This is a genomic window from Nocardia sp. NPDC060259, from assembly GCF_042728775.1.
Taxonomy (GTDB): domain Bacteria; phylum Actinomycetota; class Actinomycetes; order Mycobacteriales; family Mycobacteriaceae; genus Nocardia.
The window spans coordinates 85,890-107,522 of record NZ_JBHXAY010000002.1; the positions used below are offsets into that span (position 1 = coordinate 85,890).

Annotated in this window: 21 protein-coding genes and 1 riboswitch; of the genes, 8 read left to right on the forward strand and 13 right to left on the reverse strand. The window is 69.6% G+C overall.

What is annotated here, in order from left to right; genetic code table 11:
• Window positions 1-54: 54 nt before the first annotated feature.
• The 3 genes from ACFWF2_RS01570 to ACFWF2_RS01580 form a co-directional block, all read right to left on the reverse strand.
• On the reverse strand, window positions 55-4,056 hold the full coding sequence (locus tag ACFWF2_RS01570; protein ID WP_379303473.1) for a BTAD domain-containing putative transcriptional regulator: 4,002 nt from the start codon (window positions 4,054-4,056) through the stop codon (window positions 55-57).
• Between the two features lie 36 nt (window positions 4,057-4,092).
• The gene (locus ACFWF2_RS01575) at window positions 4,093-4,779 is read right to left on the reverse strand and encodes a hypothetical protein (protein ID WP_379303474.1); all 687 of its coding nucleotides are present in this window, start codon (window positions 4,777-4,779) and stop codon (window positions 4,093-4,095) included.
• A 150-nt stretch (window positions 4,780-4,929) separates the two neighbouring features.
• The gene (locus tag ACFWF2_RS01580) at window positions 4,930-6,423 is read right to left on the reverse strand and encodes an MFS transporter (RefSeq protein WP_379303476.1); all 1,494 of its coding nucleotides are present in this window, start codon (window positions 6,421-6,423) and stop codon (window positions 4,930-4,932) included.
• 133 nt (window positions 6,424-6,556) lie between these two features.
• Between ACFWF2_RS01580 and ACFWF2_RS01585 the strand changes: the two genes are divergently transcribed.
• From ACFWF2_RS01585 to ACFWF2_RS01595, 3 genes are all read left to right on the forward strand, one after another.
• Window positions 6,557-7,297 (forward strand): TetR family transcriptional regulator, encoded by a 741-nt coding sequence (locus ACFWF2_RS01585; protein ID WP_379303478.1) that lies wholly within the window; start codon window positions 6,557-6,559, stop codon window positions 7,295-7,297.
• 63 nt (window positions 7,298-7,360) lie between these two features.
• A riboswitch (SAM riboswitch) is annotated at window positions 7,361-7,471 on the forward strand.
• 80 nt (window positions 7,472-7,551) lie between these two features.
• Window positions 7,552-8,868 carry a bifunctional o-acetylhomoserine/o-acetylserine sulfhydrylase gene (locus tag ACFWF2_RS01590; RefSeq protein ID WP_379303480.1) on the forward strand — a complete coding sequence of 439 codons (1,317 nt, stop codon included), beginning with the start codon at window positions 7,552-7,554 and terminating at the stop codon, window positions 8,866-8,868.
• Complete coding sequence (locus tag ACFWF2_RS01595; protein WP_379303482.1) at window positions 8,865-10,013, forward strand: homoserine O-acetyltransferase; 1,149 nt, start codon at window positions 8,865-8,867, stop codon at window positions 10,011-10,013. Before ACFWF2_RS01590 ends, ACFWF2_RS01595 begins: the two co-directional genes overlap by 4 nt.
• Before the next feature lies 1 nt (window position 10,014).
• On the opposite strand, the gene ACFWF2_RS01600 is transcribed toward ACFWF2_RS01595, so the two are convergent.
• Window positions 10,015-10,659 carry a TetR/AcrR family transcriptional regulator gene (locus tag ACFWF2_RS01600; protein ID WP_379303484.1) on the reverse strand — a complete coding sequence of 215 codons (645 nt, stop codon included), beginning with the start codon at window positions 10,657-10,659 and terminating at the stop codon, window positions 10,015-10,017.
• 152 nt (window positions 10,660-10,811) lie between these two features.
• Here ACFWF2_RS01600 and ACFWF2_RS01605 point away from each other — a divergent pair, with 152 nt between their 5' ends.
• On the forward strand, window positions 10,812-11,771 hold the full coding sequence (locus ACFWF2_RS01605; protein ID WP_379303486.1) for an oxygenase MpaB family protein: 960 nt from the start codon (window positions 10,812-10,814) through the stop codon (window positions 11,769-11,771).
• A gap of 48 nt (window positions 11,772-11,819) precedes the next feature.
• Here ACFWF2_RS01605 and ACFWF2_RS01610 read toward each other — a convergent pair whose 3' ends face one another.
• On the reverse strand, window positions 11,820-12,194 hold the full coding sequence (locus ACFWF2_RS01610; RefSeq protein ID WP_379303488.1) for a winged helix-turn-helix transcriptional regulator: 375 nt from the start codon (window positions 12,192-12,194) through the stop codon (window positions 11,820-11,822).
• A gap of 69 nt (window positions 12,195-12,263) precedes the next feature.
• Between ACFWF2_RS01610 and ACFWF2_RS01615 the strand changes: the two genes are divergently transcribed.
• Window positions 12,264-12,911 carry a nitroreductase family protein gene (locus tag ACFWF2_RS01615; protein WP_379303490.1) on the forward strand — a complete coding sequence of 216 codons (648 nt, stop codon included), beginning with the start codon at window positions 12,264-12,266 and terminating at the stop codon, window positions 12,909-12,911.
• On the opposite strand, the gene ACFWF2_RS01620 is transcribed toward ACFWF2_RS01615, so the two are convergent.
• Window positions 12,904-13,230, reverse strand: coding sequence for a DUF3017 domain-containing protein (locus ACFWF2_RS01620; protein WP_379303492.1), 327 nt, complete (start codon window positions 13,228-13,230; stop codon window positions 12,904-12,906). The two genes, ACFWF2_RS01615 and ACFWF2_RS01620, sit on opposite strands and share 8 nt — an antisense overlap.
• Window positions 13,231-13,329: 99 nt before the next feature.
• Here ACFWF2_RS01620 and ACFWF2_RS01625 point away from each other — a divergent pair, with 99 nt between their 5' ends.
• The 3 genes from ACFWF2_RS01625 (at window position 13,330) to ACFWF2_RS01635 (ending at window position 14,569) form a co-directional block, all read left to right on the forward strand.
• Entirely contained in the window at window positions 13,330-13,794 is a 465-nt protein-coding gene (locus ACFWF2_RS01625; RefSeq protein WP_379303494.1) for a tRNA (cytidine(34)-2'-O)-methyltransferase, read from the forward strand.
• Window positions 13,795-13,887: 93 nt separating this feature from the next.
• A complete protein-coding gene (locus ACFWF2_RS01630) occupies window positions 13,888-14,115 on the forward strand; it encodes an AbrB/MazE/SpoVT family DNA-binding domain-containing protein (RefSeq protein WP_379038658.1) in 228 nt (75 codons plus the stop codon).
• A 28-nt stretch (window positions 14,116-14,143) separates the two neighbouring features.
• Window positions 14,144-14,569 carry a type II toxin-antitoxin system VapC family toxin gene (locus ACFWF2_RS01635; protein WP_379303496.1) on the forward strand — a complete coding sequence of 142 codons (426 nt, stop codon included), beginning with the start codon at window positions 14,144-14,146 and terminating at the stop codon, window positions 14,567-14,569.
• On the opposite strand, the gene ACFWF2_RS01640 is transcribed toward ACFWF2_RS01635, so the two are convergent.
• The 7 genes from ACFWF2_RS01640 to ACFWF2_RS01670 all read right to left on the reverse strand — a co-directional run bounded on the left by ACFWF2_RS01640 (window position 14,570) and on the right by ACFWF2_RS01670 (window position 21,551).
• Window positions 14,570-14,797, reverse strand: a complete 228-nt coding sequence (locus ACFWF2_RS01640) for a DUF167 domain-containing protein (protein ID WP_379303498.1) — start codon at window positions 14,795-14,797, stop codon at window positions 14,570-14,572. It abuts the gene before it with no gap.
• A complete protein-coding gene (locus tag ACFWF2_RS01645) occupies window positions 14,757-15,737 on the reverse strand; it encodes a DUF4349 domain-containing protein (RefSeq protein ID WP_379303500.1) in 981 nt (326 codons plus the stop codon). The genes ACFWF2_RS01640 and ACFWF2_RS01645 overlap by 41 nt, the downstream gene beginning before the upstream one ends.
• A 42-nt stretch (window positions 15,738-15,779) precedes the next feature.
• Entirely contained in the window at window positions 15,780-16,214 is a 435-nt protein-coding gene (locus ACFWF2_RS01650; RefSeq protein ID WP_379303502.1) for a type II toxin-antitoxin system VapC family toxin, read from the reverse strand.
• Entirely contained in the window at window positions 16,211-16,453 is a 243-nt protein-coding gene (locus ACFWF2_RS01655) for a CopG family transcriptional regulator (RefSeq protein ID WP_379303504.1), read from the reverse strand. The genes ACFWF2_RS01650 and ACFWF2_RS01655 overlap by 4 nt, the downstream gene beginning before the upstream one ends.
• 39 nt (window positions 16,454-16,492) lie before the next feature.
• Window positions 16,493-17,494: a M48 family metalloprotease gene (locus tag ACFWF2_RS01660; RefSeq protein WP_379303506.1), complete on the reverse strand. Its 1,002-nt coding sequence runs from the start codon at window positions 17,492-17,494 to the stop codon at window positions 16,493-16,495.
• Window positions 17,495-17,573: 79 nt separating this feature from the next.
• Window positions 17,574-21,029: an error-prone DNA polymerase gene (locus ACFWF2_RS01665; protein WP_379303508.1), complete on the reverse strand. Its 3,456-nt coding sequence runs from the start codon at window positions 21,027-21,029 to the stop codon at window positions 17,574-17,576.
• 66 nt (window positions 21,030-21,095) lie between these two features.
• The gene (locus ACFWF2_RS01670; protein WP_379038665.1) at window positions 21,096-21,551 is read right to left on the reverse strand and encodes a hypothetical protein; all 456 of its coding nucleotides are present in this window, start codon (window positions 21,549-21,551) and stop codon (window positions 21,096-21,098) included.
• Window positions 21,552-21,633: the final 82 nt, after the last annotated feature.

Here is a 21,633-nt window from a genome sequence, read left to right on the forward strand (position 1 = left end):
GCGGGCCGTCGCGGGCGGCCGCCGGGCGGGTGAGTACCAGCAGGTGGACGAGGGTTATGCCGTCGCCGAAGGCCCGGCGGCGGATGCTTGCCGACTGGTAGTCGTTGTCGCGATACCGATGTCGTCGAGGGCGGCCAGTTCGGCCGCGATGGCGGCGAGTACGTCCTCGGCCGCGGCGCGGTGCGCGGTCGCGGCGGCGTGGTCACCCAGCCGGTCGGCCAGTTCGGCGAGGACGGTGTCGACCGGGCCGAAGGCGACCGACCCGGAGTCCATACCCGCGATGGTGCCCGCTCTGGGCAGCAGGTCCTGATAGAGCCGCCGAGCCGCCTCGACCGTGCCGATCCGGGCGACCACCCTGGCCTCGAACACCGACATCGCGCACCAGTAGTAGTCACGCAGGACCGGGGTGCCCGCGCCGAGCAGCGCGGCCGCTTGCTCGGTGTGTCCCGCGTCGAGCAGGGCCAGCATGTACGCGGACCGGAGCGCGTGCGGTGCGGCCGCGTTCAGCGCGGCGTATCCGTCGAGGCCGGGAGCGAGGTCGCCGAGCGCCCAGCCGGTCATCATCTCGGCCAGCAGGGTCAGTTCGGCACCGTTGGCGTGACCTGCCGCGATCATCTTCGCGCTGAGGTCGGCATCGACGGCCTTGGCGGTCGCGAAGTCGCCGCGCAGTGCGGCGAGCACAGCCAGATGCGCGGTGGAGACGACCAGCAGCGGGCCGAGCTGGCCGCCCTCGGCGCAGTCGAGTGCCTTGGCGATCTCGGCCCGCGCGGCGACCAGCCTGCCCGCGCCCGAGGCGACGAGGAAGCGCAGAAAATGCGCGACCGCCTGGTACTCCGGCAGACCCGCCTCGGTCGACACGCGCAGCAGTTCGTCGGCCAGGTCGCCGCGCTCCGGCCACAGATCGGGACCGAGAGCAACGAAAGCCCTGGCATTGAGTGCGGCGCACAACAATTCGGGATCACCGAGCTCGCGCGCCGCGCGCAAGGCCTCGGCGGAGCAGGCGAAGGCGTGCGGGTTGTCGAAGCCGACGACTTCGAAGGCGGCGGTGACGAGCAGCCGGATCCGCAGGTCCGGCGCTGTCGTGCGGGTCAACGCGGCGGCCAGATCGGCCCGCATGCCACGGTCGGGAGCACCGCGTTCCCGGCTGGTCCAGATCGTGGGGGCGCGCCAGCAGGTGAGGACGACGACGATGGGGTCGGTGGTGATGGTCGGGGGGTCGGTGACGGGGGTCGTGGCGGAGCCGTCGTGCGTGGCACCGTCCGGCGCGACACCGCCGCCGGTCACCACCACACCACCACCAGCCGCGGCACCACTACCGGTCGCAGCACGGTGGCCGGTCGCTGCCGTGGGGCCGATCGCAGCACCGCGGCCGGGCTCTGTTGCGGGGCCAGTCGCGATGTCGAGGACGGCGTGGCGATTGGATGTCGGCATCGAGGCGCGGGCCGTTTCCAGTGCTTCGACGCGCAGGATGCGGGCTTGCTCGTCGTTGCCGCCGTAGGCGAGGGCGTTGATCAGGGCGCAGCGGGTCGACAGCGCGGCGAGGCGGTCGTCGCGAGAGGCCGTGGCGCTGCCATGTCCTGCGCGCGTGTGTAATTCGAGTGCGGAGCGCCAGAGGGGCTCAGCGTCCTGGTGGGCGCGGCGGGCGGTGCGTCTGCGGGCAGCGGCGAGGACGTAGCGCAGGGCCCGGCCTGCGTTCGCGGTGCCCGCACCGGCGATGGCGTGGTGCGCCATGGCGTCGAGGTCGACTGCGCCGGTGGCTGATTCGAGGCCTGCGATGGTCGTGCCGGTGCGGCGTTCGAGCAGTTCCAGAGCCGACCAGTGCAGGCGGGCCCGACGCAAGGCGGGTATGTCGCCGTAGACGGCGTCGCGAATCAGCGCGTGGGCGAAGCTGATTCGATCGGTGCCCGTGATCCGGACGAGGCCGGCGACCGTGACGGTGTCGACCAGGTCGATCAGCGTCTCCTCCGGCTCGGCGGTCAGCTCGAGCAGGGTGTCGAAGTCGATGTCGTCGCCCCACACCGCGGCCAGGCGCAATGCGCGGGCCGCGCCCGCGGGCAGCCGGGCGATCCGGCGGCTCAGCACATCGCGCACACCATCCGGCACGGCGTGCAGATCCCCCACCGCCGCAGCGAGTTTCGCGACCTCGCGGACGAACAGCGGATTGCCACCGGTCCGCTCGCGCAACCGCTCGGCGGTGTCGTCATCGATGGACCCCAACCCGGCACGGGCCGCGACCGCCCGCACCGCCGCGGTATCGAGACCACCCAGCTCCAGCCGGCGACCGGTCGTCGCCGCCAGCGCCGCGGCCGTGGCCCGCACCCCCGCGTCGGCCTCGTACCCCCGCGCGGTGACCAGGACCAGCACCGGCCGCTGTGCCAGCCAGGCCACCACCTGCCGCAGGATCTGCAAGGTGGCGCTGTCGGCACGATGGACATCTTCGAGAACCACCAGCACCGGCCCGTCGGCCAGTCGCTGCCCACACGCCCGAGTCACCGACTGCGCGATAGCGAACGGTCCCGCCTGCGCACCGAACCCGTCCGGTCCCGGATCCGCCGAAACCCGCGCACCGAACGACTCCGATGCCGGACCTGCCGATGTCCGGGCGGTTTCACCGTGACCTGATACCGGGGCCGCCGCAATCTGCGCGCCAAGGACTCGCGGAGACCCCGGGGCCGTCGGCTGCTGAGCGCGCTCACCTCGCGGTGACACAGCACCTGCCACCGTCTGCACGCCGAGTCCGTCGAGCAGATGTATCCAAGCCCACGCGGCGGGCGCGCCGTCGACTTCGGGGCACGCCGCGCTCACGACGGTCCACCCGTCGGCAGCGAGTGCGCAGGCCAGCGATTCGGCCTGGGTGGTCTTGCCCGCACCCGCTTCACCTTCCAGCCACACCACCCTGGCCCGCCCGTGCGCCACCACCTCGCCCGCCTCGGCGAGCAGCGCCGACCGTTCGGCGTCATACCCGACCGCCGCGCCGATGAACCGCGATCGCGTACCGGCCAGATCCGCGCGACCGCCGTCCCCAGGCCGATCCGCCGCCGCACTGTCTACCGACAGAGGAACGTGTGCGGGGCGAGAGGCACCCGCGACACGATCAGCGGGCTGCGTGGCACCAATCCGTGCAGAGTTCGCACCATCGCCGATGAGCCGACCGGCATCCGCGATCCGGTCAGCGGCATCGGCACGGTGCTGGTTGGGGAATGCCGGATCGGATTTCGGTGAGCCGGCGATCGACGTTGTCGGTGCCGCTGGCCGCGTCGAACCGGGCGATCGGGCAGGGTCGGCTGGTACCGGGGGCTGATCCAATTCGGGTGCGTGGGTGAGGATCGCGGTTTCCAGGGCGCCGAGGGCAGGCCCGGGGAGTACGCCGAATTCGGTGTCCAGGTAGGTGCGGACCCGGCGCAGGGTGGCGAGGGCGTCGAGTTGGCGGCCGAGGCGGTATTGGGTGAGGGCCAGGAGGCGGGCGGCGTTTTCGCGGTCGGGGTGGTCGGCGACGTGCGAGTGGAGGAGGGCGAAGGCCTCGTCGGGGTGGCCGAGGGCCAGGGCCGCCTCGGCGCGGCGTTCGACGGCGAGGCGGCGGAGTTCGTGGAGGCGGGCGGCTTCCGGGATGACCCAGTGGGTCGTCGCGAAGGGGGCGTACGGCTCGCCGTGCCAGCACGCGAGTGCGTCGCCGAGAACGCGATAGCGCTGGGCGGGGTCGGGGTCGCCGTCGGCGAGCAGGCGCTCGAACTGCCAGGCGTCGACCGCGGATCGGTCGAGGCGCAGGGCGTAGCCGGGGGCCTCGGAGATCAGGACGGTGGCGGGTGCGCGGGGCGGGCGGCCGGGTTCGATCGCGCGGCGCAGGTAGGAGATGTGGGCCTGGAGGGCGCCGAGGGCTTTGGGTGGCGGATCGCCTGCCCACAGGTCGTCGATCAGCCGGTCGGTCGACACCACGTCGCCGCCCGCGAGGACCAGGCGGGCCAGGAGCGCGCGCTGACGCGGTCCACCCAGATCGGCGGGCCGCTCCCCCACCTCGACCCGCAGCGGGCCGAGTACTTCGATGCGTACGGCGGGCATGCCGCCGTACGGTCCTTCGTCTTCGATACGGTCAATTTACCTGGCGATACGCACCCCCGCGACGCCGATCGCCACACCTTGGGCGACCGTGCCGGGGATGATCCACCAGCCCTCGGCGCCCGGCAGTACCCCGGGCAGCATCGCCGACACCGTCATCGCCAGGGTGCCCGCGATGATCAGCACGCCCGACCACCGGCCGAACACCGCGGCGGGCCGGATCAGCGCGTACACCGCGAGCAGGACGAATCCGAGCAGCAGCGCCAGCGACAAGGGCGCGAGCACCGGGGCCGAGGCGTCGGCGATCTCGGTCGCGGCGTGATGATCGAGCAGGCTGGTGACGTAGACCTCGTGGTAGGCGCCGATCGGGATGACCACCGCCAGCCCGGCGAACAACAACCCGTGCGCGAAGGTGAGCATCTTGCCCGCCCAGTCCGCGCCCGGTCGGCGGATGGCACGGACCAGCGCGGGTAGGCCGACCGCCATCAGCACCGCGCCGACGGCGAAGGTGAGATGCGCGGCTTCCCAGGTCGCCGCGTGCTCGGCGGATTCGGAGTGCTCGAGCGGGTGCATGAGGTTGCCCGCTGCCCACAGCGCCGCGCCGACGGCCAGGACTCCGGCCCGCACCCGCTCACGACTTCCCGCCGGGGCGGGGCTGGACGCACGGTCGGCGGGGTGCGGCGCCGAGGTGGTGTTGTTGTGCTCATCGGCAATCTCGATAGTCATGAGCCGAGCGTGACCGCCAGCGATTGGCTGCCACTTGCGAACGAATTGCGGTTGCCTCGAAACCGTCGGCACGTCGAACGACCGGCGGTGGCGCGACAACAGGCGAGCCCCGCACGCCGGAAAGGCATGCGGGGCTCGGCGATCCGGTACTCAGACCGCGATCGGCACCCGGGCGGCGTGCTCGTCGCCTTCGATCAGGTTCTCCGGCTTGTCCCTGATCATCACCGCGATCACCACCGCGGCGACGAGGAAGAAGCCGGCGCCGACATAGAACGCCACGTCGTAGCTGTGGATCGAGGCCCGCTCGACGAGGTGGTCGACGGTCGGATTGTCGGTCGCGTAGTTCTTCGCCGCCTGCACCGAGATCGTGGTGAGCAATGCGGTGCCGACCGCGCCGCCGACCTGCTGGGCGGCATTGAGCAGAGCACTGGCCACGCCGGAGTCGTCGGCGTCGACCTGATGCAGCGCGACGGCCTGCATGCCGACGAACAACGGCCCCATACCGAGCGCGATCAGCAGCTGGGCGGGCAGCACGCTCAGCGCGTACCCGTCGCCGTAGCCGAGCTGGGCCAGCCACAGCAGACCCACGGTGCCGAGCAGCGCGCCGACCACCATCAGCGGACGCGGGCCGAGCTTGGGCATCAGCGCGCTGGTGACTCCCGCCGAGATCGCGATGCCGACCGGGAACGGCAGGAACGCGACGCCCGCTTTCAGCGGCGAGTAGCCGAGGGTGTTCTGGTAGTAGAAGCTCAGGAACAGGAACATCGCGAACATGGCGATCGGGATGAACAGCGCGGCCAGCAGCGCGCCACCCCGGTTGATCTCCCCCGGAATGCGCAGCGGCAGCAGCGGATTCGCCGAGCGCGCCTCGATGACGACGAAGGCGATCAGCAGCGCGGCGCCCGCCCCGAGCAGGCCGAGGGTGCTCGCGGCCAGCCAGCCGTGTTCGGCGGCGCGGCTGAATCCGTAGACGATCGACACCAGCCCGAGCGTCACGGTGACGGCGCCGGGCAGGTCGTAACCGCCGACCCGCGGCACCGGCACATCGCGCACGATGACCGCCAGCGCGCCGAGCAGCGCGACGATCGCGACCGGCGTGTTCATCAGCAGGGTCCAGCGCCACGACACGTACTCGGTGAGCGCGCCACCGACGATCAACCCGAACGCGACACCGCCCGCCGAGATCCCGGCGAACACCGCGAACGCGCGCGCCCGCTCCTTGACATCGGTGAACGTCACCGACAACAGCGACAGTGCCGATGGCGCGAGCAACGCCGCGAACGCGCCCTGCAAGCCACGCCCGAGGAACAGCTGCAACCCGTCCTGGGCGAGCCCGGCCAGCGCCGACGCGGCGGCGAACCCGACCAGGCCGATCAGGAAGATGCGCCTGCGGCCGAGGTAGTCGGCCATCCTCCCGCCCAGCAGCAGCAGGCCGCCGAAGATCAGGGTGTAGGCGGTGAGCGCCCACTGTTTGTCGCCCTCGCTGATGCCGAGGTCTTTCTGGGCGAACGGGAGCGCGATCGTGACGACGGTGGCGTCGAGGATCACCATCAACTGCGCGGAGGCGAGGACAGCCAGCGCCCACCATCGCATCGAACTCTGTTGTGCCTCAGTTTGTTTCGCGTCTATCTCGATGCCGGTCACCACGGACTCCTAGTCACTCGAAGGCTGGCCTAATCCTGGCACCACGAGACAATTGGCGTCAAGAGCAAAATGTCTGACTGCGCCACTTGACGTGAAAAGACAGACAAATCAGGCCGGACGGTAATCTGGAGGGATGCTGGACTCGACCACTCCGATCGGCGCGGACCGGGCGACCGAACCGGCAGGCCCCACCGCGGCCGACCGCGTGCCGGCGGGCCTGCGTGAACGCAAGAAGCTCCAGACCAAGGCGGCGATCATCGAGGTCGGGCTGCGACTGTGTGAAACACAGGGCTTCGACGCGACGACGGTCGAGCAGATCGCCGCGGGCGCCGATGTCTCCCCGCGCACGGTCAACCGCTACTTCCCGCTCAAGGAAGACATCGTGCTCGCGCCGATCGACGAGTTCGGCAGCACCGTCGCCGTCGCACTCGCCGGGCAACCGCGCACCGGCAACGAACTCAAGGCGCTGTGTGACGCCTACCTGCAGGTCGTCGATACCGAGGCCGAGGCCGACGGCATCCGGTTCCTGCGCCAGTTCCAGCAGATGCAGCGGATCATGCGGACCAGCCAGGCCGTGAACGCGCGCGCCCTCGAATACGCGGAGAAGAAGAACGTCTCGGTCTGCGCGCAACTCGCCGAGCGGATGGCGACCACGCCGGACGACTTCTCGGTCCGGGTGGTGGCCGGCACCTGGCAGATGTTGTGCCACCTCTCGCTCGCCGCCATCGAGGACGAGCTGCTCGGCTCGACGCCGGAAGCCGCCGCCGGGGTGACCAAGGCCGCCATCCTGCGCGCCTACCACGAGCTTCGCCGCGTCTGCGGTGCGCACGCCGACGGCGACACGCCAGGGGTCGGCACACCGTCGGCGGAGTGATCCAGGCGACGAAACCGGGGGAAGTTTCCGCGCTGACACGATGGCCGGTTAACATGACGGCAAGGTCATGAGTACCAGCGCCAAGCCCCGGCTCGCTGGTCGGCAACCCTCCAGCTGCGGTGGGGTGCTCCGGGTGATGACCGGGCTCTCGAAGGTCGAGAGCAAGCGCGCATTGCAGGAGGCCCCCATGTGTTGTTGTCCGTCGATCCGACCCAGCTGACGCGAGACACCGGCAAACAATCCTGGAGCAATTCATGACCGACTCTGCCCTGCCCGAGAACTGGTCCTTCGAGACCAAGCAGATCCACGCGGGCCAGGCCCCCGACGCGAGCACCAACGCGCGGGCACTGCCGATCTACCAGACCACCTCCTACACCTTCCGCGACACCGACCACGCCGCCGCGCTGTTCGGTCTCGCCGAACCGGGCAACATCTACACCCGGATCATGAACCCCACCCAGGACGCGGTCGAGCAGCGCATCGCCGCGCTCGAGGGTGGCGTCGCGGCGCTGCTGCTGGCCTCCGGCCAGGCCGCCGAGACCTACGCGATCCTGAACCTGGCCAGCGCCGGTGACCACATCGTGTCGAGCCCGCACCTCTACGGCGGCACGTACAACCTGTTCCACTACTCGCTGCCCAAGCTCGGCATCGAGGTCTCCTTCGTCGAGGATCCCGACGACCTGGCGCAGTGGCAGGCCGCCATCCGGCCCAACACCAAGGCCTTCTACGGCGAGACCATCGCCAACCCGAGCAGCGCGGTGTTCGACATCCCCGGCATCGCCGAGGTGGCGCACAAGGCCGGTATCCCGCTGATCGTCGACAACACCGTCGCGACCCCGTACCTGATCCAGCCGCTGGCCAACGGCGCCGACATCGTCGTGCACTCGGCCACGAAGTACCTGGGCGGGCACGGCGCCGCGGTCGCGGGCGCGATCGTCGACGGCGGCACCTTCGACTGGACCGTGCGCGACGCCGACGGCAACGCGCGCTTCCCCGGTTTCACCGAGCCCGATCCCAGCTATCACGGCGCGGTGTTCGCCGACCTTGGCGCGCCCGCCTTCGCGCTGAAGGCCCGCGTGCAGCTGCTGCGAGATCTGGGTGCCGCGGTGTCGCCGTTCAACGCGTTCCTCATCGCCCAGGGCATCGAGACGCTGAGCCTGCGGGTCGAACGGCACGTGTCCAACGCCGGGGCCGTGGCGAAGTTCGTCGCCGAGCAGCCGGGCGTCGAGGCCGTGTACTACGCGGGGCTCGAGACCTCGCCCTGGTACGCGCGGGCCAAGCAGCTCGCACCCAAGGGCGCGGGCGCGATCGTCGCGTTCGAGCTGCGCGGCGGTGTCGACGCGGGCAAGAAGTTCGTGGACGCGTTAAGCCTGCACAGCCATGTCGCTAACATCGGTGATGTGCGTTCTCTCGTGATTCACCCGGCATCGACCACGCACTCGCAGTTGACGCCCGAAGAGCAACTGGCCTCCGGCGTCACTCCGGGGCTGGTCCGGCTCGCCGTCGGCATCGAGGGAATCGACGACATCCTGGCCGATCTGCGCGCAGGTTTCGCGGCGGCGACGACGTGACTGTGAGCACCGAATCGCCGATCGCCCGTCCCGCAACCGGTGTGGCCCTGCTGCCACCGCCGGACGGGCGACTCGGCGTGGTCGCCATCGGGGACGTCGCGCTGGAGAACGGCGCCGTGCTCCCCGATGTGCGGCTGGCGGTGCAACGCTGGGGCGAGCTCTCGCCCACGCTCGACAATGTGGTGCTCGTCGAACACGCGCTGACCGGTGACTCGCATGTCATCGCCAGCGCGGACAACGCGCAGCCCGGCTGGTGGGAGGGCATGGTCGGGCCCGGCGCGCCGATCGACACCGACGAATGGTGTGTGATCGCGACCAACGTGCTCGGCGGCTGCAAGGGCAGCACCGGCCCGTCCTCGCTCGCGCCCGACGGCACGCCGTGGGGCTCGCGCTTTCCCGATCTGACCATCCGTGACCAGGTGACCGCGGAGGCGCAGCTGCTCGAGCTGCTCGGGATCGAGCGGCTGGGCGCCGTCGTCGGCGGGTCGATGGGCGGCATGCGAGTGCTGGAGTGGATCGTCGGGCAGCCCGAGCGGGTCGCGGCCGCGCTCGTGCTGGCCGTCGGCGCCCGCGCCACCGCCGATCAGATCGGCACCCAGACCACCCAGATGGCCGTCATCACCGCCGACCCGGATTGGCAGGGCGGGGACTATCACGGCACCGGTCGCGCCCCGATGACCGGCATGGGCCTGGCCCGGCGCATCGCGCACCTGACCTACCGCACCGACGGCGAGCTCGACCACCGCTTCACCAATCGGCCCCAGGGCGACGAGGATCCGTGGACGGGCGGCCGCTACGCGGTGCAGAGCTACCTCGAGCACCAGGCCGAGAAGCTCTGTCAGCGATTCGATCCGGCCACCTATGTACTGCTCAGCGAGGCCATGAACCGGCACGACGTGGGTCGCGGCCGTGGCGGGATCGCCGCCGCGCTGGCCTCGACCCCGGTCCCGTGCGTGGTGGGCGGTGTCGACTCCGATCGGCTCTACCCCCTGCACACCCAGGCCGAGCTGGCCGAGGGGCTGCCCGGCTGCGCCGGTCTCGAGATCGTGCACTCGCGCGACGGGCACGACGGCTTCCTGACCGAGGCCGCCGCGGTGTCGAAGCTGCTCACCGAGACGATGCGCCTGGCCCGCGAGAGCCGCTGACTCAGTCTCTCGCCGTACCTGTCAGCAGGGTGACGATCGAGCGGACGTATTCCTGGAGCCGTTCGCGCGGATACTCCTGCGGCTCGTTGACCGCCAGCCTGCCGAGCATCTCGGCGACGGTGAGGGTCGAGTTCGCGAGCAGGCCCGCGTCCATCCCCGACCAGCGCGGCGACATCGCGATACCCACGCGGACAAGGGATTCCGCGCGGGCCAGGATCTCGGCGCGAGCCGTACGCAAGGCGGCACGGTATTCGTCGGGAGCGCTGGCCGGGGTCGCCAGGATCAGCCGCCAGCGCGTCGGATTCGCGAGAGCGACACCGACGAACGCTTCGACCGTCGCCGAGGCGGCGGCGACGGGATCGGTGTCGAGCAGGTTTTCCGGCAGGGTGTCGGCGATCTGATCCAGCCCGCGTTCGCGCTCGCGTTCCAGCAGGGCCTCGACGAGCTCGGCGCGGGTCTTGAACACGGTGTACAGCACCGGTTTTCCGACGCCGGCCTCCTGGGCGACGGCTTCCATGCTCAGCTCGTGCAGTTCCATCCGGCCGAGCACTGCGAAGGCGGCATCGAGGAGCTGGGCGCGCCGCTCGTGCGGTGGCAGGCGCGGGGCATAGCGGCGCCGCGGCCGTTGCTCCTGAGTCGCGGTCACGCCCGCACCTCCTGTCGTTTCCTGAACGATACCCCGGCGGTGGCGTCTCGGCCTCAATCCTACGCAACCGTTGTATTCACTTCGCACCATTGCTACGGTTGCGTTGTATTCAACTGCGAGGTTCGCCTCGGCACTGCAAAGGAGCACGTGCAATGGCTTTCGATCCGTCCACCCTGCGCCGCGACGACTACGGTTTCTTCGGGCCGGGCTCCCCCAGCTGGAAGGTGTGGGCATCGCCGACCGCGCTGATCGGTTTCCAGCGCGCGGTCACCCTCGAGCACTTCGACCCGTTCCTGACCGCGGCGGTCGCCGATTCACAGGGCATCTACGACAACCCCGCGACCCGCCTCGACCACACGCTCGCCTACTTCGTGCTGGTCGCGCTCGGCGACGGCCGCACCGCCATCCAGGCCGCCGAGCACCTGATGAAGGTGCACGCGCCGATGACGGGCATCGAACCGATCAGCGGCAAGCGCTACAGCGCCAACAACCCGGAATCCCAGCTGTGGATCCACATCACCGGCTGGCATTCGGTGCTCAAGTGCTACGAGATGTACGGGCCGGGACCGCTGAGCCCCGAGGAAGAACAGCGGTACTGGGCCGAGTGCGCGATCGCCGCCGAGCTGCAGACCTGCAAACCCGCCGATGTGCCGCGCACCCGCGACGAGGTGCACGCCTATTTCGAGCGGGTCCGGCCGCAGCTGTGCGTCTCCGAGCGGGCGATCGAAGGCATGCACTACCTGCTGTGGACACCGCCGGGCAAGGGCTGGCATTTCGCGATCGGCAGCAGGCTGCTGTCGCTGGCCACCATCCCGTCCCTGCCGATGTGGATGCGCAAGCTCGGCCGCTTCGCCGTGCCGCGCGTCGTCGACCCGCTCGTCCGGATCCCCGCGAAGGTGATCGCCTGGACCGCCTCCCGCCGCGACAACTGGGTCCTGATCAAGGCCGCCCCGTTCATCGCCCCGATGACCGGCGCGATCTTCGCCGCCCACGCCCACTCCGCACCGCCGCGGACCCTGTCGACGATCACCCCGCAGCAGGCCCGCGAGCTCTACGGCAGCCGGGGCACCCGCAGCCTGTGGGAGCAGCGCGTGCCCGCCGAATCCGCCTGATCGATTCGGCCCAGGGCCGCCGCCGCGCCACGCCGGGCCGCAGCCCGGTCAGGGCGACATGCGCCTGGCCTTCTCGATGCGATTGATATTCGTCTCGACCCATTCCCGCAGCGCCGCGATCGGTTCGCACAGGCTGTGACCGAGATCGGTGAGCGTGTACTCGACCCGAGGCGGCACCGTGGGATACACCGTGCGCGCGACGAATCCGTCGCGCTCGAGCTGACGCAGGGTCTGCGTGAGCATCTTCTGGGAGATGCCGTCGATCCGGCGGCGCAGATCGGTGTAGCGCAGGGTGCCGTCGGCGAGCGCGTCCACGATCAGCACCGTCCACTTGCCCGCGATGTGGTCGAGGACCTCGCGGGTCGGACATTTGGCCGAGTAGACGTCGGCGGGCAGGCCGGTCGCTTCATGAACTGTGCGCACCCAGCCGATTTTAACGCACTTTCAGGTGCCTACTTCCCAAAGGAGAGTGACTCTCCGATAGTAGGAATCATGATCACGCAGACACTGTCAGTCACCGAAGCCATCCGCACCCGGCGCACCGTCCGCCACTACCGGCCCGATCCCATCGCCCCCGAACTGCTCGAAGAACTGCTCGACCTGGCCGTGCAAGCCCCGAGCGCCTGGAACATGCAGGACCGCTCGATCGTCGTGGTGACCAGCGACGACGGCCGGAAGGCATTGTCGGAGGCGGCTTTCGGTCAGCCGCAGCCGCTGGAGGCGCCCGCGGTGCTGGTGTTCGTCGCCGATCCGGCGGCCTGGACATCCGCCAACACCGATATCGCCGAGCAAGCCGTGCGGAACGGGGCGTGGAACGAGCGGTTTCAGGCGATGTTCGATTCGCGCGCCGAATATCACTCGTTGCGCGAGCGCGGGCTGCTGCGTGAGAACGCCGTGAAGAACGCGATGATCGCCGCCACCTATGTGATGCTCGCGGCGACCGGTCTCGGGCTCGCCTCGGCGCCGATGAACGGGTGGGACGCCGAGCTGGTGAAGCAGGCGATCGGCGTCGACGCGGACGCGGATCTGGCGATCGCGGTCATGGTCACCGTCGGCTACGGCGCGGACACCCCGCCGCACCCGGGTCGCAGGCCGCGCGAGCGGGCGGTGTTCGCCGAGCGCTATCCGGCGCTCAGCTGACGCCGAGGGTGTTGATCGTGGCGGCGAGGAAGACGATGGCGCTGCCAAGTGCCGTGAGGGTGGCCACGTCGAACGGCTTGCTGCGGACCGCGAGCAGCCCCACCTGCACGGTCGGCAGGCACAATCGGAACGCGGCGGCCACCAGGGCCGCGCTGCCGAAGATGATCGCGCCGCGCCGCCACCGATCCCAGGCGACGAACACGACCGCGACCAGGATCAGCGCGCTCACCACGGTCATCGGCAGATGACTGCGCAGGTACTGCTGCCACGCGCTCAACCGCACGACCCGATGCTTCCCGGTCGTCTCCGCCTTGTTCACGGCGCCGATTGTTCCAGACGCGGCCGCCGGTCGGGCGCCCCGAGCCCGATCGGTGGGGCGAGCCGAGTGCGCGAGCCCGGCATGACAGAGTGATGCGCTGTGCTGCACCTGATCTTTCACAACCCCGTGATCCCACCCAACACCGGCAACGCGATCCGGCTGGCCGCGGGGACCGGTTGCGCGCTGCATCTGATCGAACCGCTCGGCTTCGACCTCTCGGAGTCGAAGCTGCGCAGGGCCGGACTGGACTATCACGACCTCGCGGTGGTGACGGTGCATCCCGACCTGGCGACGGCGTTGGCGGCCATCGAGCCTGGGCGGGTGTTCGCGTTCACCACCCAGGCCACCACCCGCTTCACCGATGTCGCCTACCGCGACGGCGACGCCCTGCTGTTCGGCACCGAACCCACCGGGCTACCGGCCGAGGTGCTCGCCGACCCCCACATCACCGACCAGGTCCGCATCCCGATGCTGCCCGGCCGCCGCTCGATGAACCTTTCCAACGCCGCAGCGGTGTCGGTGTACGAAGCATGGCGCCAGCTGGGCTTCCCCGGCGCGGTATGAGCTGTCGTATCCGTGGTCCACGCCGTACAATGAGATACGTATCGCACGTAATACGTGTCTTTTCTGCCGTTCTCTAGGACGAGGTGGTGCGCGGTGCGTTTGAACAGCAAGGGACAAGTCACGATTCCCGCCGAGCTCCGACGAAAGTTCGCTTTCGAGGAGGGCGATGAGGTCGAGGTCATCGAGGTCGGCAACGCACTGCAGATCGTGCGCCGCGAGGGCGCGCAGCGCCGCGGGAAACGGCTGACCGGACACATGCGCGGCCGGGCGACAACGAGCATGAGCACGGACGAGCTCATGGAGCTCTTCCGTGGCGACTAGCAGTCGCGGAGCCGGTCGTACGCTGCGAGTGGCTGATGAGCAGCCCATCACCTTGGTGGACTCCTGCGTCCTCCTCGATGTGCTCACCGACGACCCTAAGTGGGCGGACTGGTCGGATGACGCGCTGGCCGAAGCACGAGACGCCGGACCGACGGTCATCAATCCGATCATCTACGCCGAGGTCGCCGGAGGTTTCGACACCATCGAAGATCTCGACGAAGCCATCCCGGAGGCCGATCTCGAGCGAATCCCCCTGCCGTTCCAGGCCGGATTCGTGGCCAGTAAGGCGTTCGTCGCATACCGACGACGAGGCGGGGAGAAACGCAGCCCACTCCCGGACTTCTACATCGGGGCACATGCGGCATATTCGGGCTATCGGCTACTCACTCGAGACGCTGCCCGGTTCCGCACCTACTTCCCCCGGGTGGCGCTGATCACCCCTGACGGCGCGTAGTCAGAGATCGACGTCGAAGCGTTTGAAGCGTGAAGTCGCCCCCGCCGACAATCGCACCGCCGATTTGGCGACGCCGAAGTGCTCGGCGAGGAGTTCGATGGCGGCCCTGTTGGCTTTGCCCTCGACGGCGGGGGCGCGGACGTAGAGGGTGAGGGTGCCGTCGTCGGCGATCTCGACCAGCGGGCCTTTACGGCTGTTCGGTTTGATCGTCGCCCGTACGGTCGGCATCGGTCGCTTCCTTCTCGTGTCCCGCGGTCGGCGAGGTGGTCTCGGCCGCGGGAGTTACCACGGCAGGCGCCACGGGTGCGGCGGGGCGGCGACGGCGCAGCACGGTCCGCAGCACCAGCCAGAGCACGCCGCCGAGCACGGCGAGGAAGCCCAGCCACGGGACCGCCTTGCCCGCGAAGACGACCGCGTCGCGCAACCAGTCGACGAGCGAGTTCCAGCCCGCGACGATGCCGTCCCAGAAATTGTCCGGGTCGCCGGGCGCCTTCTTGTCGTCGGCGGTGAGGGTGATGGTGAGCGTGGACAGCGCGACCTGGTCGTCGAGCGAGCGCTTCTGCGCGGTGAGGCTGTCGAGCTCGCCCTGCCTGCTCGACAGCGCCTCCTCGGCGGCGATCAGGTCGGCGGTGTTGGTCGCGCCTGCGATGAGCGCGCGCAACCGGTCGACGGAGGCCTGTAGCGCGCGGATGCGGGCGTCGAGGTCCTCCCACTGCATGGTGACGTCGTCGCGGTTGGTGCTGACCTCGGTGACGGTGCCGATCCCGCCGAGCCCGGTGATGAAGGCATCGGTCTTGTCGGCGGGCACCCGCACACTGAGCACCGCGCGTGCCGTGCGGTCGTCGGTGCCCGGCTGTTCGGTGCGGCTGTCGATCCGGCCGTCCATGGCGCGCACCTGCTCGGTGACGGTCGCCGCGGCGCCGATCGGATCGTCGGCGGTGATGTCGACCGAGCCGGTGATCACCTCTTTCCGATTCGCCGAATCCGACGGCGCCGGGCCCTCTTTGGACGGCGCCCCCTCCCGGAACCCAGGCGCCACCGCGGCAGCCGGCCCCGAAACACTCGGCGAGGACGCGTGATCGGCCTGACTCTCGCTCGCGTCGTCCCCACACCCGGCCAGGAACAACAGCCCGAACACCCCGACCATCACCACGGCAAGCTTGCGCATGTTCGCAGCGTAATGCGCCGACGCCGCGAGCGGGCCCAGCTGCTAGAGGTCGGCGGGGAGAATGCGAAACGCGTCGACACCGGGTGTGAGCGGTTCGATCGCGCGGAAGTCGCGCTGGTCCAGGGTGAAGATGCAGTTGGTCCGGTACTTGTCGGCCAGGGCGACGCCGACCGAGTCGGCGAGGTCCAGCCGAAGACCCTCGTACTTGGCCCGGATGAGCTGGGCCGCAGCTAGATCGACATGCTTGAGCTCGGCGAGCCGGTAGCGCCCGTCGAGCATGCGGGCCATCAGTGCTTCGGTGACCTGCATCGCCGCCTCGAAACCGAGATCGCGGTGCACGAGGTGGTCCAGCTCGGTCAAGACGAGCGGTGAGATCACCAGGGTCTCGGACGCCATGACCGCGAGCGCCTGTTCATGCTCGGGCTGATCGGCATCGAACGCGGCGAACAGAGCGGAAGTGTCGGCGACGATGATCATCGACGAGCCGACCGCGACTTGATGTGGTCGTAGATCGCCTGATCCATCTCCTCGGCGGTGCGGGCCCGGCCGCTGCGGAATACCGGCAAGGGCGCGTCGTTCTTGGGCACCTCGGAAGCTTCGAGCAACATGGCGATCCCCCGTCGAATGAGTTCAGCCTTGCTGACCCCGGTCGCGGCAGCTTCGGCATCGAGCCGGACCTCCAACTCCTCGGGGAGGTACACGGTCGTCTTGATCATGCCACATATGGTACCACCCGTAAATCAGGAAACCGCAGGTCAGCGGGTTCGGTGGGCGTAGCGGTCGAGTTCGGCGAGACGGTCGTCGAGGTGGGGGTGGGTGGAGAGCAAGGCGGGGACCTCGGTGGCGTTGGCGGTGGAGCCGGGGACCTTCGAGCGGTCGTACACGAGTTGCAGGACGAAGCGGAAGTCGTCGAGGTAGCCGAGGTCGACGACAACGCGGTCGGCCAGGTATTCGAGGCGTCGGGACAGCCGGGGCCGGGTCACCAGCTGGGTAGCGGCCAGGGCCAGGGCGAGTGCGGAGCCCCAGGGGCCGAGGAGGAGGGCGAGCGCCGCGAAGAGCAGGCAGGCGGCGGTGCCGTAGGCCAGGACGGCCGGGGCGACGAGCAGCGTGGTCGCGGCGGCCGCGCCGAGAGAGGAGTAGCGCAGGGCGGCGAGCACGCGGTTCGAGAGTCGCAACAGGCGCGGGTGTAACCGGGCCATCACCCGGTCCGCCGGCGCGAAAACAGCGCGTACCAGCAACTCGAAGGGCCACCGATACCACCGGATCACCGACCGCCGGGTGGCGGTGTCCTGCAGGCGATGTCCGAGCTCGTGGGCGATCAGCGCTTCGAGCTGACGCTCGGTGAACGCCTCGACGGCGGACCGGGTGACACTGACATAGCCGCTGGCGTTGACGGCTCCGTTGACGGCATCGGAATGCATGACCCACACCGTGGTCGAGGCGGCGGGCAGACCGGCGGCATCGGCGACATTCGCCCACGCGCGATTCACCCGGTCGTGTTCGTCCGGCAGGTTCCGTTCGGACGACAGCGCCATCGCCCCCAGCATGAGCCGTTGCCAGCCGAGCACCACCGGACCCGACGCAGCCCACAGCACGGCGACCAGCACCGCGGCCCAGTTCGCCAGCAGCGCCGCGGTTCCCACCAGCAGCCAACCGCTCAGCACGAGCGATGGCAGCGATGCCAGCAGATCCGCCACGGCCCAGTGGTAGCCCTGCCGGTAGGTCACCGACAGTGTGTTCAGTTCGGAGTGCGCCATGTGGCCCCCACGATTCGATGCTCCACTTCCCTTGATACCGCAGCGACTCCCGGATGTCCGGTATCGATTCGGCAGTGGTTCAGCGGAAGTCGCGGGAGCGGGCGACGATGGTGAGGTCGAGGTGTTCGAGCTGGTCGGCAAGAAGGCTGGCCGCGCCCTCGGCATTCTGGACGCGGCCACGGATCAGCAGGGCGGTGGCGTTCTGGGCCAGGCGGCGGTAGCGGGCCCAAAGACCCACCGAGCAGACGACATTGACCATGCCGGTCTCGTCCTCGAGATTGAGGAAGGTGACGCCTGCCGCGGTCGCGGGACGCTGCCGATGGGTGACGGCGCCCGCGACCAGGATGCGGGTGCCGTCTTCGACGAGCAGCAGGTCGGCGGCGGGGACGACGCCGAGCGAGTTCAGGTGCGCGCGCAGGAATTCGGTGGGATAGCTGCCGGGTGAGATGCCGCTGGCCCAGACGTCGGCGGCGGCGAGTTCGAGCGCGCTCATACCGGGCAGCGACGGCGCGACGGTCGCCGGACCGGTGCCGGGCAGCAGGGTGGGACGCTCGCCTGCCGCGGCGCCCGCGGCCCACAATGCGGCCCTGCGCACACTGCTACCGCGGTCGTCGACCAAGGTGTCCAGGGCACCTGCGGTGGCGAGCGATTCCGCCTGCGCGACGGTCAGTTCCACCCGGCCGGTCAGGTCGAGCATCGAGGAGTACCGGCCCGCTGCGGTGCGCTCGGCGACGATGCGGTCGGCGAGATCGGTGCCGATGTGGCGGACGCCGGACAGGCCGAGCCGGATCTCGGCGCCCGCGTTCTCCAGGGTGGGTTCGGCGCGGCTGGCATTGATGTCGGGGCCGTGCACGCGCACACCGTGGCGGCGGGCGTCGGCGACCAGCGACTGCGGCGAGTAGAACCCCATCGGCTGGGCGCGCAGCAGTCCCGCGCAGAACGCGGCCGGATGGTGCAGCTTGAACCAGGCCGAGTAGAACACGATCGAGGCGAAGCTCTGCGAATGGCTTTCCGGGAAGCCGAAATTGGCGAAGGCGTAGAGCTTCTCGTAGATGCGATCCGCGACCGCGCCGGTGATCCCGTGCAGCTCACGCATGCCTTCGTAGAGACGGCCCTTCAGCCGTTCCATCTTCTCCGGCGAGCGCTTGGAGCCCATCGCCCGGCGCAGCTGATCGGCTTCGGCGGGGGTGAACCCGGCGACGTCGACGGCCATCTGCATCAGCTGTTCCTGGAACAGCGGGACGCCGAGGGTGCGTTCGAGCGAATTCTCCAGTGCCGGATGGTCGTAGACGACCGGCTCTTTCCTGTTACGTCTGCGGATGTAGGGATGCACGGAGCCGCCCTGGATGGGTCCGGGCCGGATCAACGCCACCTCGACCACCAGGTCGTAGAAGGTACGCGGCTTCAGACGCGGCAGTGTCGCCATCTGCGCGCGCGACTCCACCTGGAACACCCCGATCGAGTCGGCGCGCTGCAACATCTCGTAGACGCCCGGTTCGGCGAGGTCGAGCGCGTGCAGTTCGACCGTCTCGCCTTTGTGCTCGCGCACCAGGTCGATCATGTAGTGCAGCGCCGAGAGCATGCCGAGGCCGAGCAGGTCGAACTTGACCAAACCGACCGCGGCGCAATCGTCCTTGTCCCACTGCAGGACACTGCGCCCGGCCATCCGCGCCCACTCCACCGGGCACACGTCGGCGATCGGCCGATCGCAGATCACCATGCCGCCGGAGTGGATGCCCAGATGCCGTGGCAGGCCGTCGAGTTCACCGGCGAGCTCGAGCACCGGCGCCGGGATATCGGTGCCCGTCTCCGCCGAGACCCCGGACCAGCGGCTCACCTGCTTGCTCCACGCGTCCTGCTGACCCGGCGAGAAGCCAAGTGCCCGTGCGGCATCGCGCACCGAGGACTTACCGCGATAGGTGATCACATTGGCCACCTGCGCGGCGTAGTCGCGGCCGTACTTGGCGTAGACGTGCTGGATGGCCTCCTCGCGCCGGTCCGATTCGATGTCGACGTCGATATCGGGCGGCCCGTCGCGCTCCGGTGAGAGGAACCGTTCGAACAGCAGTTTGTTGCCCACCGGGTCCACATTGGTGATGCCGATGGCGTAGCAGACCGCGGAGTTGGCCGCCGAGCCCCGACCCTGGCACAGGATGTCGTTGTCCTTGCAGAACCTGACGATGTCGTGCACCACCAGGAAGTAGCCGGGAAAGGTCATCTTCTCGATCACCGCGAGCTCGTGCTCGATCTGCCGGTACGCCTGCGGGTTCCGCTCCGGTGGGCCGTAGCGCTCGGCGGCGCCGCGCAGCGTCAGCTCGCGCAGCCACGAGTCCTCGTCATGCCCGGCCGGCACGTCGAACGGAGGCAACTTCGGGGCGATCAGGCGCAGGTCGAACGCGCATTCCCGGGCCAAGGTCACGGCATTGGCCACCGCCTGTGGATGGTCGGCGAACAGCCGCGCCATCTCCGCGCCCGAGCGCAGATGCGCACCGCCGGTCGGCGCGAGCCAGCCCGCCATCTCGTCGAGGCTGCTCCGCGACCGGATCGCGGCCAGCGCCATCGCGCGACGGCGCTGGGACGGGCTTGCGAAGTGCGCACCGGTGGTGGCCAAGACCGGCAGACCGAGGCGATCGGCGAGTGCGATCAGATACGCGTTGCGTTCGTCGTCGGTGGCGATGCCGTGATGGGTGAGTTCGACGCCGACCCGGTCGTCGCCGAAGCGTTCGATCAGATCACGCAGGGCCGCTTCGGCTTTCGGCAGGCTTGTCGCACCCTCGCGCAGATCCCGCTCCAGCGCGCTGCGCAGGTGGCCCTTCCGGCAGCCGGTGAGGATGTGCCAGTGCCCGCCCGCCGTCGCGGTGAGCGTGTCGAAGTCGTAGCGCAGCACGCCCTTCTCGCCCGCGGCCATGTGCGCGGCGGCCATCTCCCTCGACAGGCGTCGATAGCCTTCTTCACCGCGCGCCAGGACCAGCAGGTGCGGGCCGCGCGGATCGGGAGAACCGGTGCGCGGCACGGAATCCGGGGCACCGACATGGCCGATCGCGTCGCTGTCCGCCGCGATGCCCGCGATATCGGCACGCAGGCCGCCGCGAGGAACAGAACGGCGCCTGACCGCATCCCCTCGGCCAGGCGCCGCCTCCGCATCGGTTCCCAGTGACAGTTCGGCACCGAAAACCGTTGGCATTCCCCATTCTCTGGCCGCCTCGGCGAACCGGACGGTCCCGTAGAACCCGTTGTGGTCGGTGAGCGCGAGCGCCGACAACCCCAGGCGCACCGCCTCCTCCACCAGCTCCTCCGGCTGACTCGCGCCGTCGAGGAAGCTGTAGGCGGAGTGGGCGTGCAGCTCGGCGTAGGGCACCGCCGGCGTGGTGGGCGGTGCGATCGAATCCGCTTCGTAGGCACCGCGTTTGCGCGACCACGCCGGACTGTCGCCGCCGTCGCCCGGATGCATGTCCGCCGCCGGGCGACGGCTCGGCTTGCCCGAGAGCACCCGCTCCAGTTCCGACCAGGTCGGCGGACCGTTGCTCCAGCCCACGCGCCCTCTCCTCTCACGACCCCCGCATCACATCCACCTCCCGCTCGGTCGCGTTTGCCCGACCCCTCAACTCGCGGGCAACCGCTCCATCGACCGCGATTCCAGCGCGGCCTCCACATGACCGAGACCCGACCGGATCACCGCGCCGTAGGCATCGTTGGCGAGCACGTCCAGGTGCCCGCGCGCAATGGCCAGCTGCATCCGCGCCATCTCGAAGTCACCGACCCGGCGGTGACTGTCGGCCAGGTTCAGATACAGCGAGGGCAGGAACCCGCGCAGCCCCTCGTCCAGCGGGATGCCGGGCCCGAACACCGCGCCGAGCGCCCGCTGATCCCAGAGCAGCGCGCCCTCCGGCAACTCCTGCACATCCGCCAGGTGGTGTGCGATCACGCAGCGATGCAACGGGTCGCCGCCTTCCCCTACCTCGTCCCAGAGCCTGGTCAGCGCCGCGCGCGCCGCATCCGGGTCGCCACCGCCGAGCCGCACCGCGGCATAGATATCCGCCATCCGATCGTCCGCCATGGGTCAAAGTATCGCACATACGTTCGAACATTGGCGAGAGGGGTTCGAACATATTTTCGAGTTTCTTGCCAGCCCTGGTCCC

What these genes read in the sequence shown, in the direction of transcription:
- ACFWF2_RS01650 (WP_379303502.1), bottom strand. Translation starts at nt 16,214, where the DNA reads ATGATCATCGTCGCCGACACTTCCGCTCTGTTCGCCGCGTTCGATGCC.
- ACFWF2_RS01660 (WP_379303506.1), bottom strand. Translation starts at nt 17,494, where the DNA reads ATGGCGCACTCCGAACTGAACACACTGTCGGTGACCTACCGGCAGGGC.
- ACFWF2_RS01670 (WP_379038665.1), bottom strand. Translation starts at nt 21,551, where the DNA reads ATGGCGGACGATCGGATGGCGGATATCTATGCCGCGGTGCGGCTCGGC.
- ACFWF2_RS01655 (WP_379303504.1), bottom strand. Translation starts at nt 16,453, where the DNA reads ATGATCAAGACGACCGTGTACCTCCCCGAGGAGTTGGAGGTCCGGCTC.
- ACFWF2_RS01575 (WP_379303474.1), bottom strand. Translation starts at nt 4,779, where the DNA reads ATGACTATCGAGATTGCCGATGAGCACAACAACACCACCTCGGCGCCG.
- ACFWF2_RS01570 (WP_379303473.1), bottom strand. Translation starts at nt 4,056, where the DNA reads ATGCCCGCCGTACGCATCGAAGTACTCGGCCCGCTGCGGGTCGAGGTG.
- ACFWF2_RS01605 (WP_379303486.1), top strand. Translation starts at nt 10,812, where the DNA reads ATGGCTTTCGATCCGTCCACCCTGCGCCGCGACGACTACGGTTTCTTC.
- ACFWF2_RS01590 (WP_379303480.1), top strand. Translation starts at nt 7,552, where the DNA reads ATGACCGACTCTGCCCTGCCCGAGAACTGGTCCTTCGAGACCAAGCAG.
- ACFWF2_RS01640 (WP_379303498.1), bottom strand. Translation starts at nt 14,797, where the DNA reads ATGCCGACCGTACGGGCGACGATCAAACCGAACAGCCGTAAAGGCCCG.
- ACFWF2_RS01585 (WP_379303478.1), top strand. Translation starts at nt 6,557, where the DNA reads ATGCTGGACTCGACCACTCCGATCGGCGCGGACCGGGCGACCGAACCG.
- ACFWF2_RS01615 (WP_379303490.1), top strand. Translation starts at nt 12,264, where the DNA reads ATGATCACGCAGACACTGTCAGTCACCGAAGCCATCCGCACCCGGCGC.
- ACFWF2_RS01645 (WP_379303500.1), bottom strand. Translation starts at nt 15,737, where the DNA reads ATGCGCAAGCTTGCCGTGGTGATGGTCGGGGTGTTCGGGCTGTTGTTC.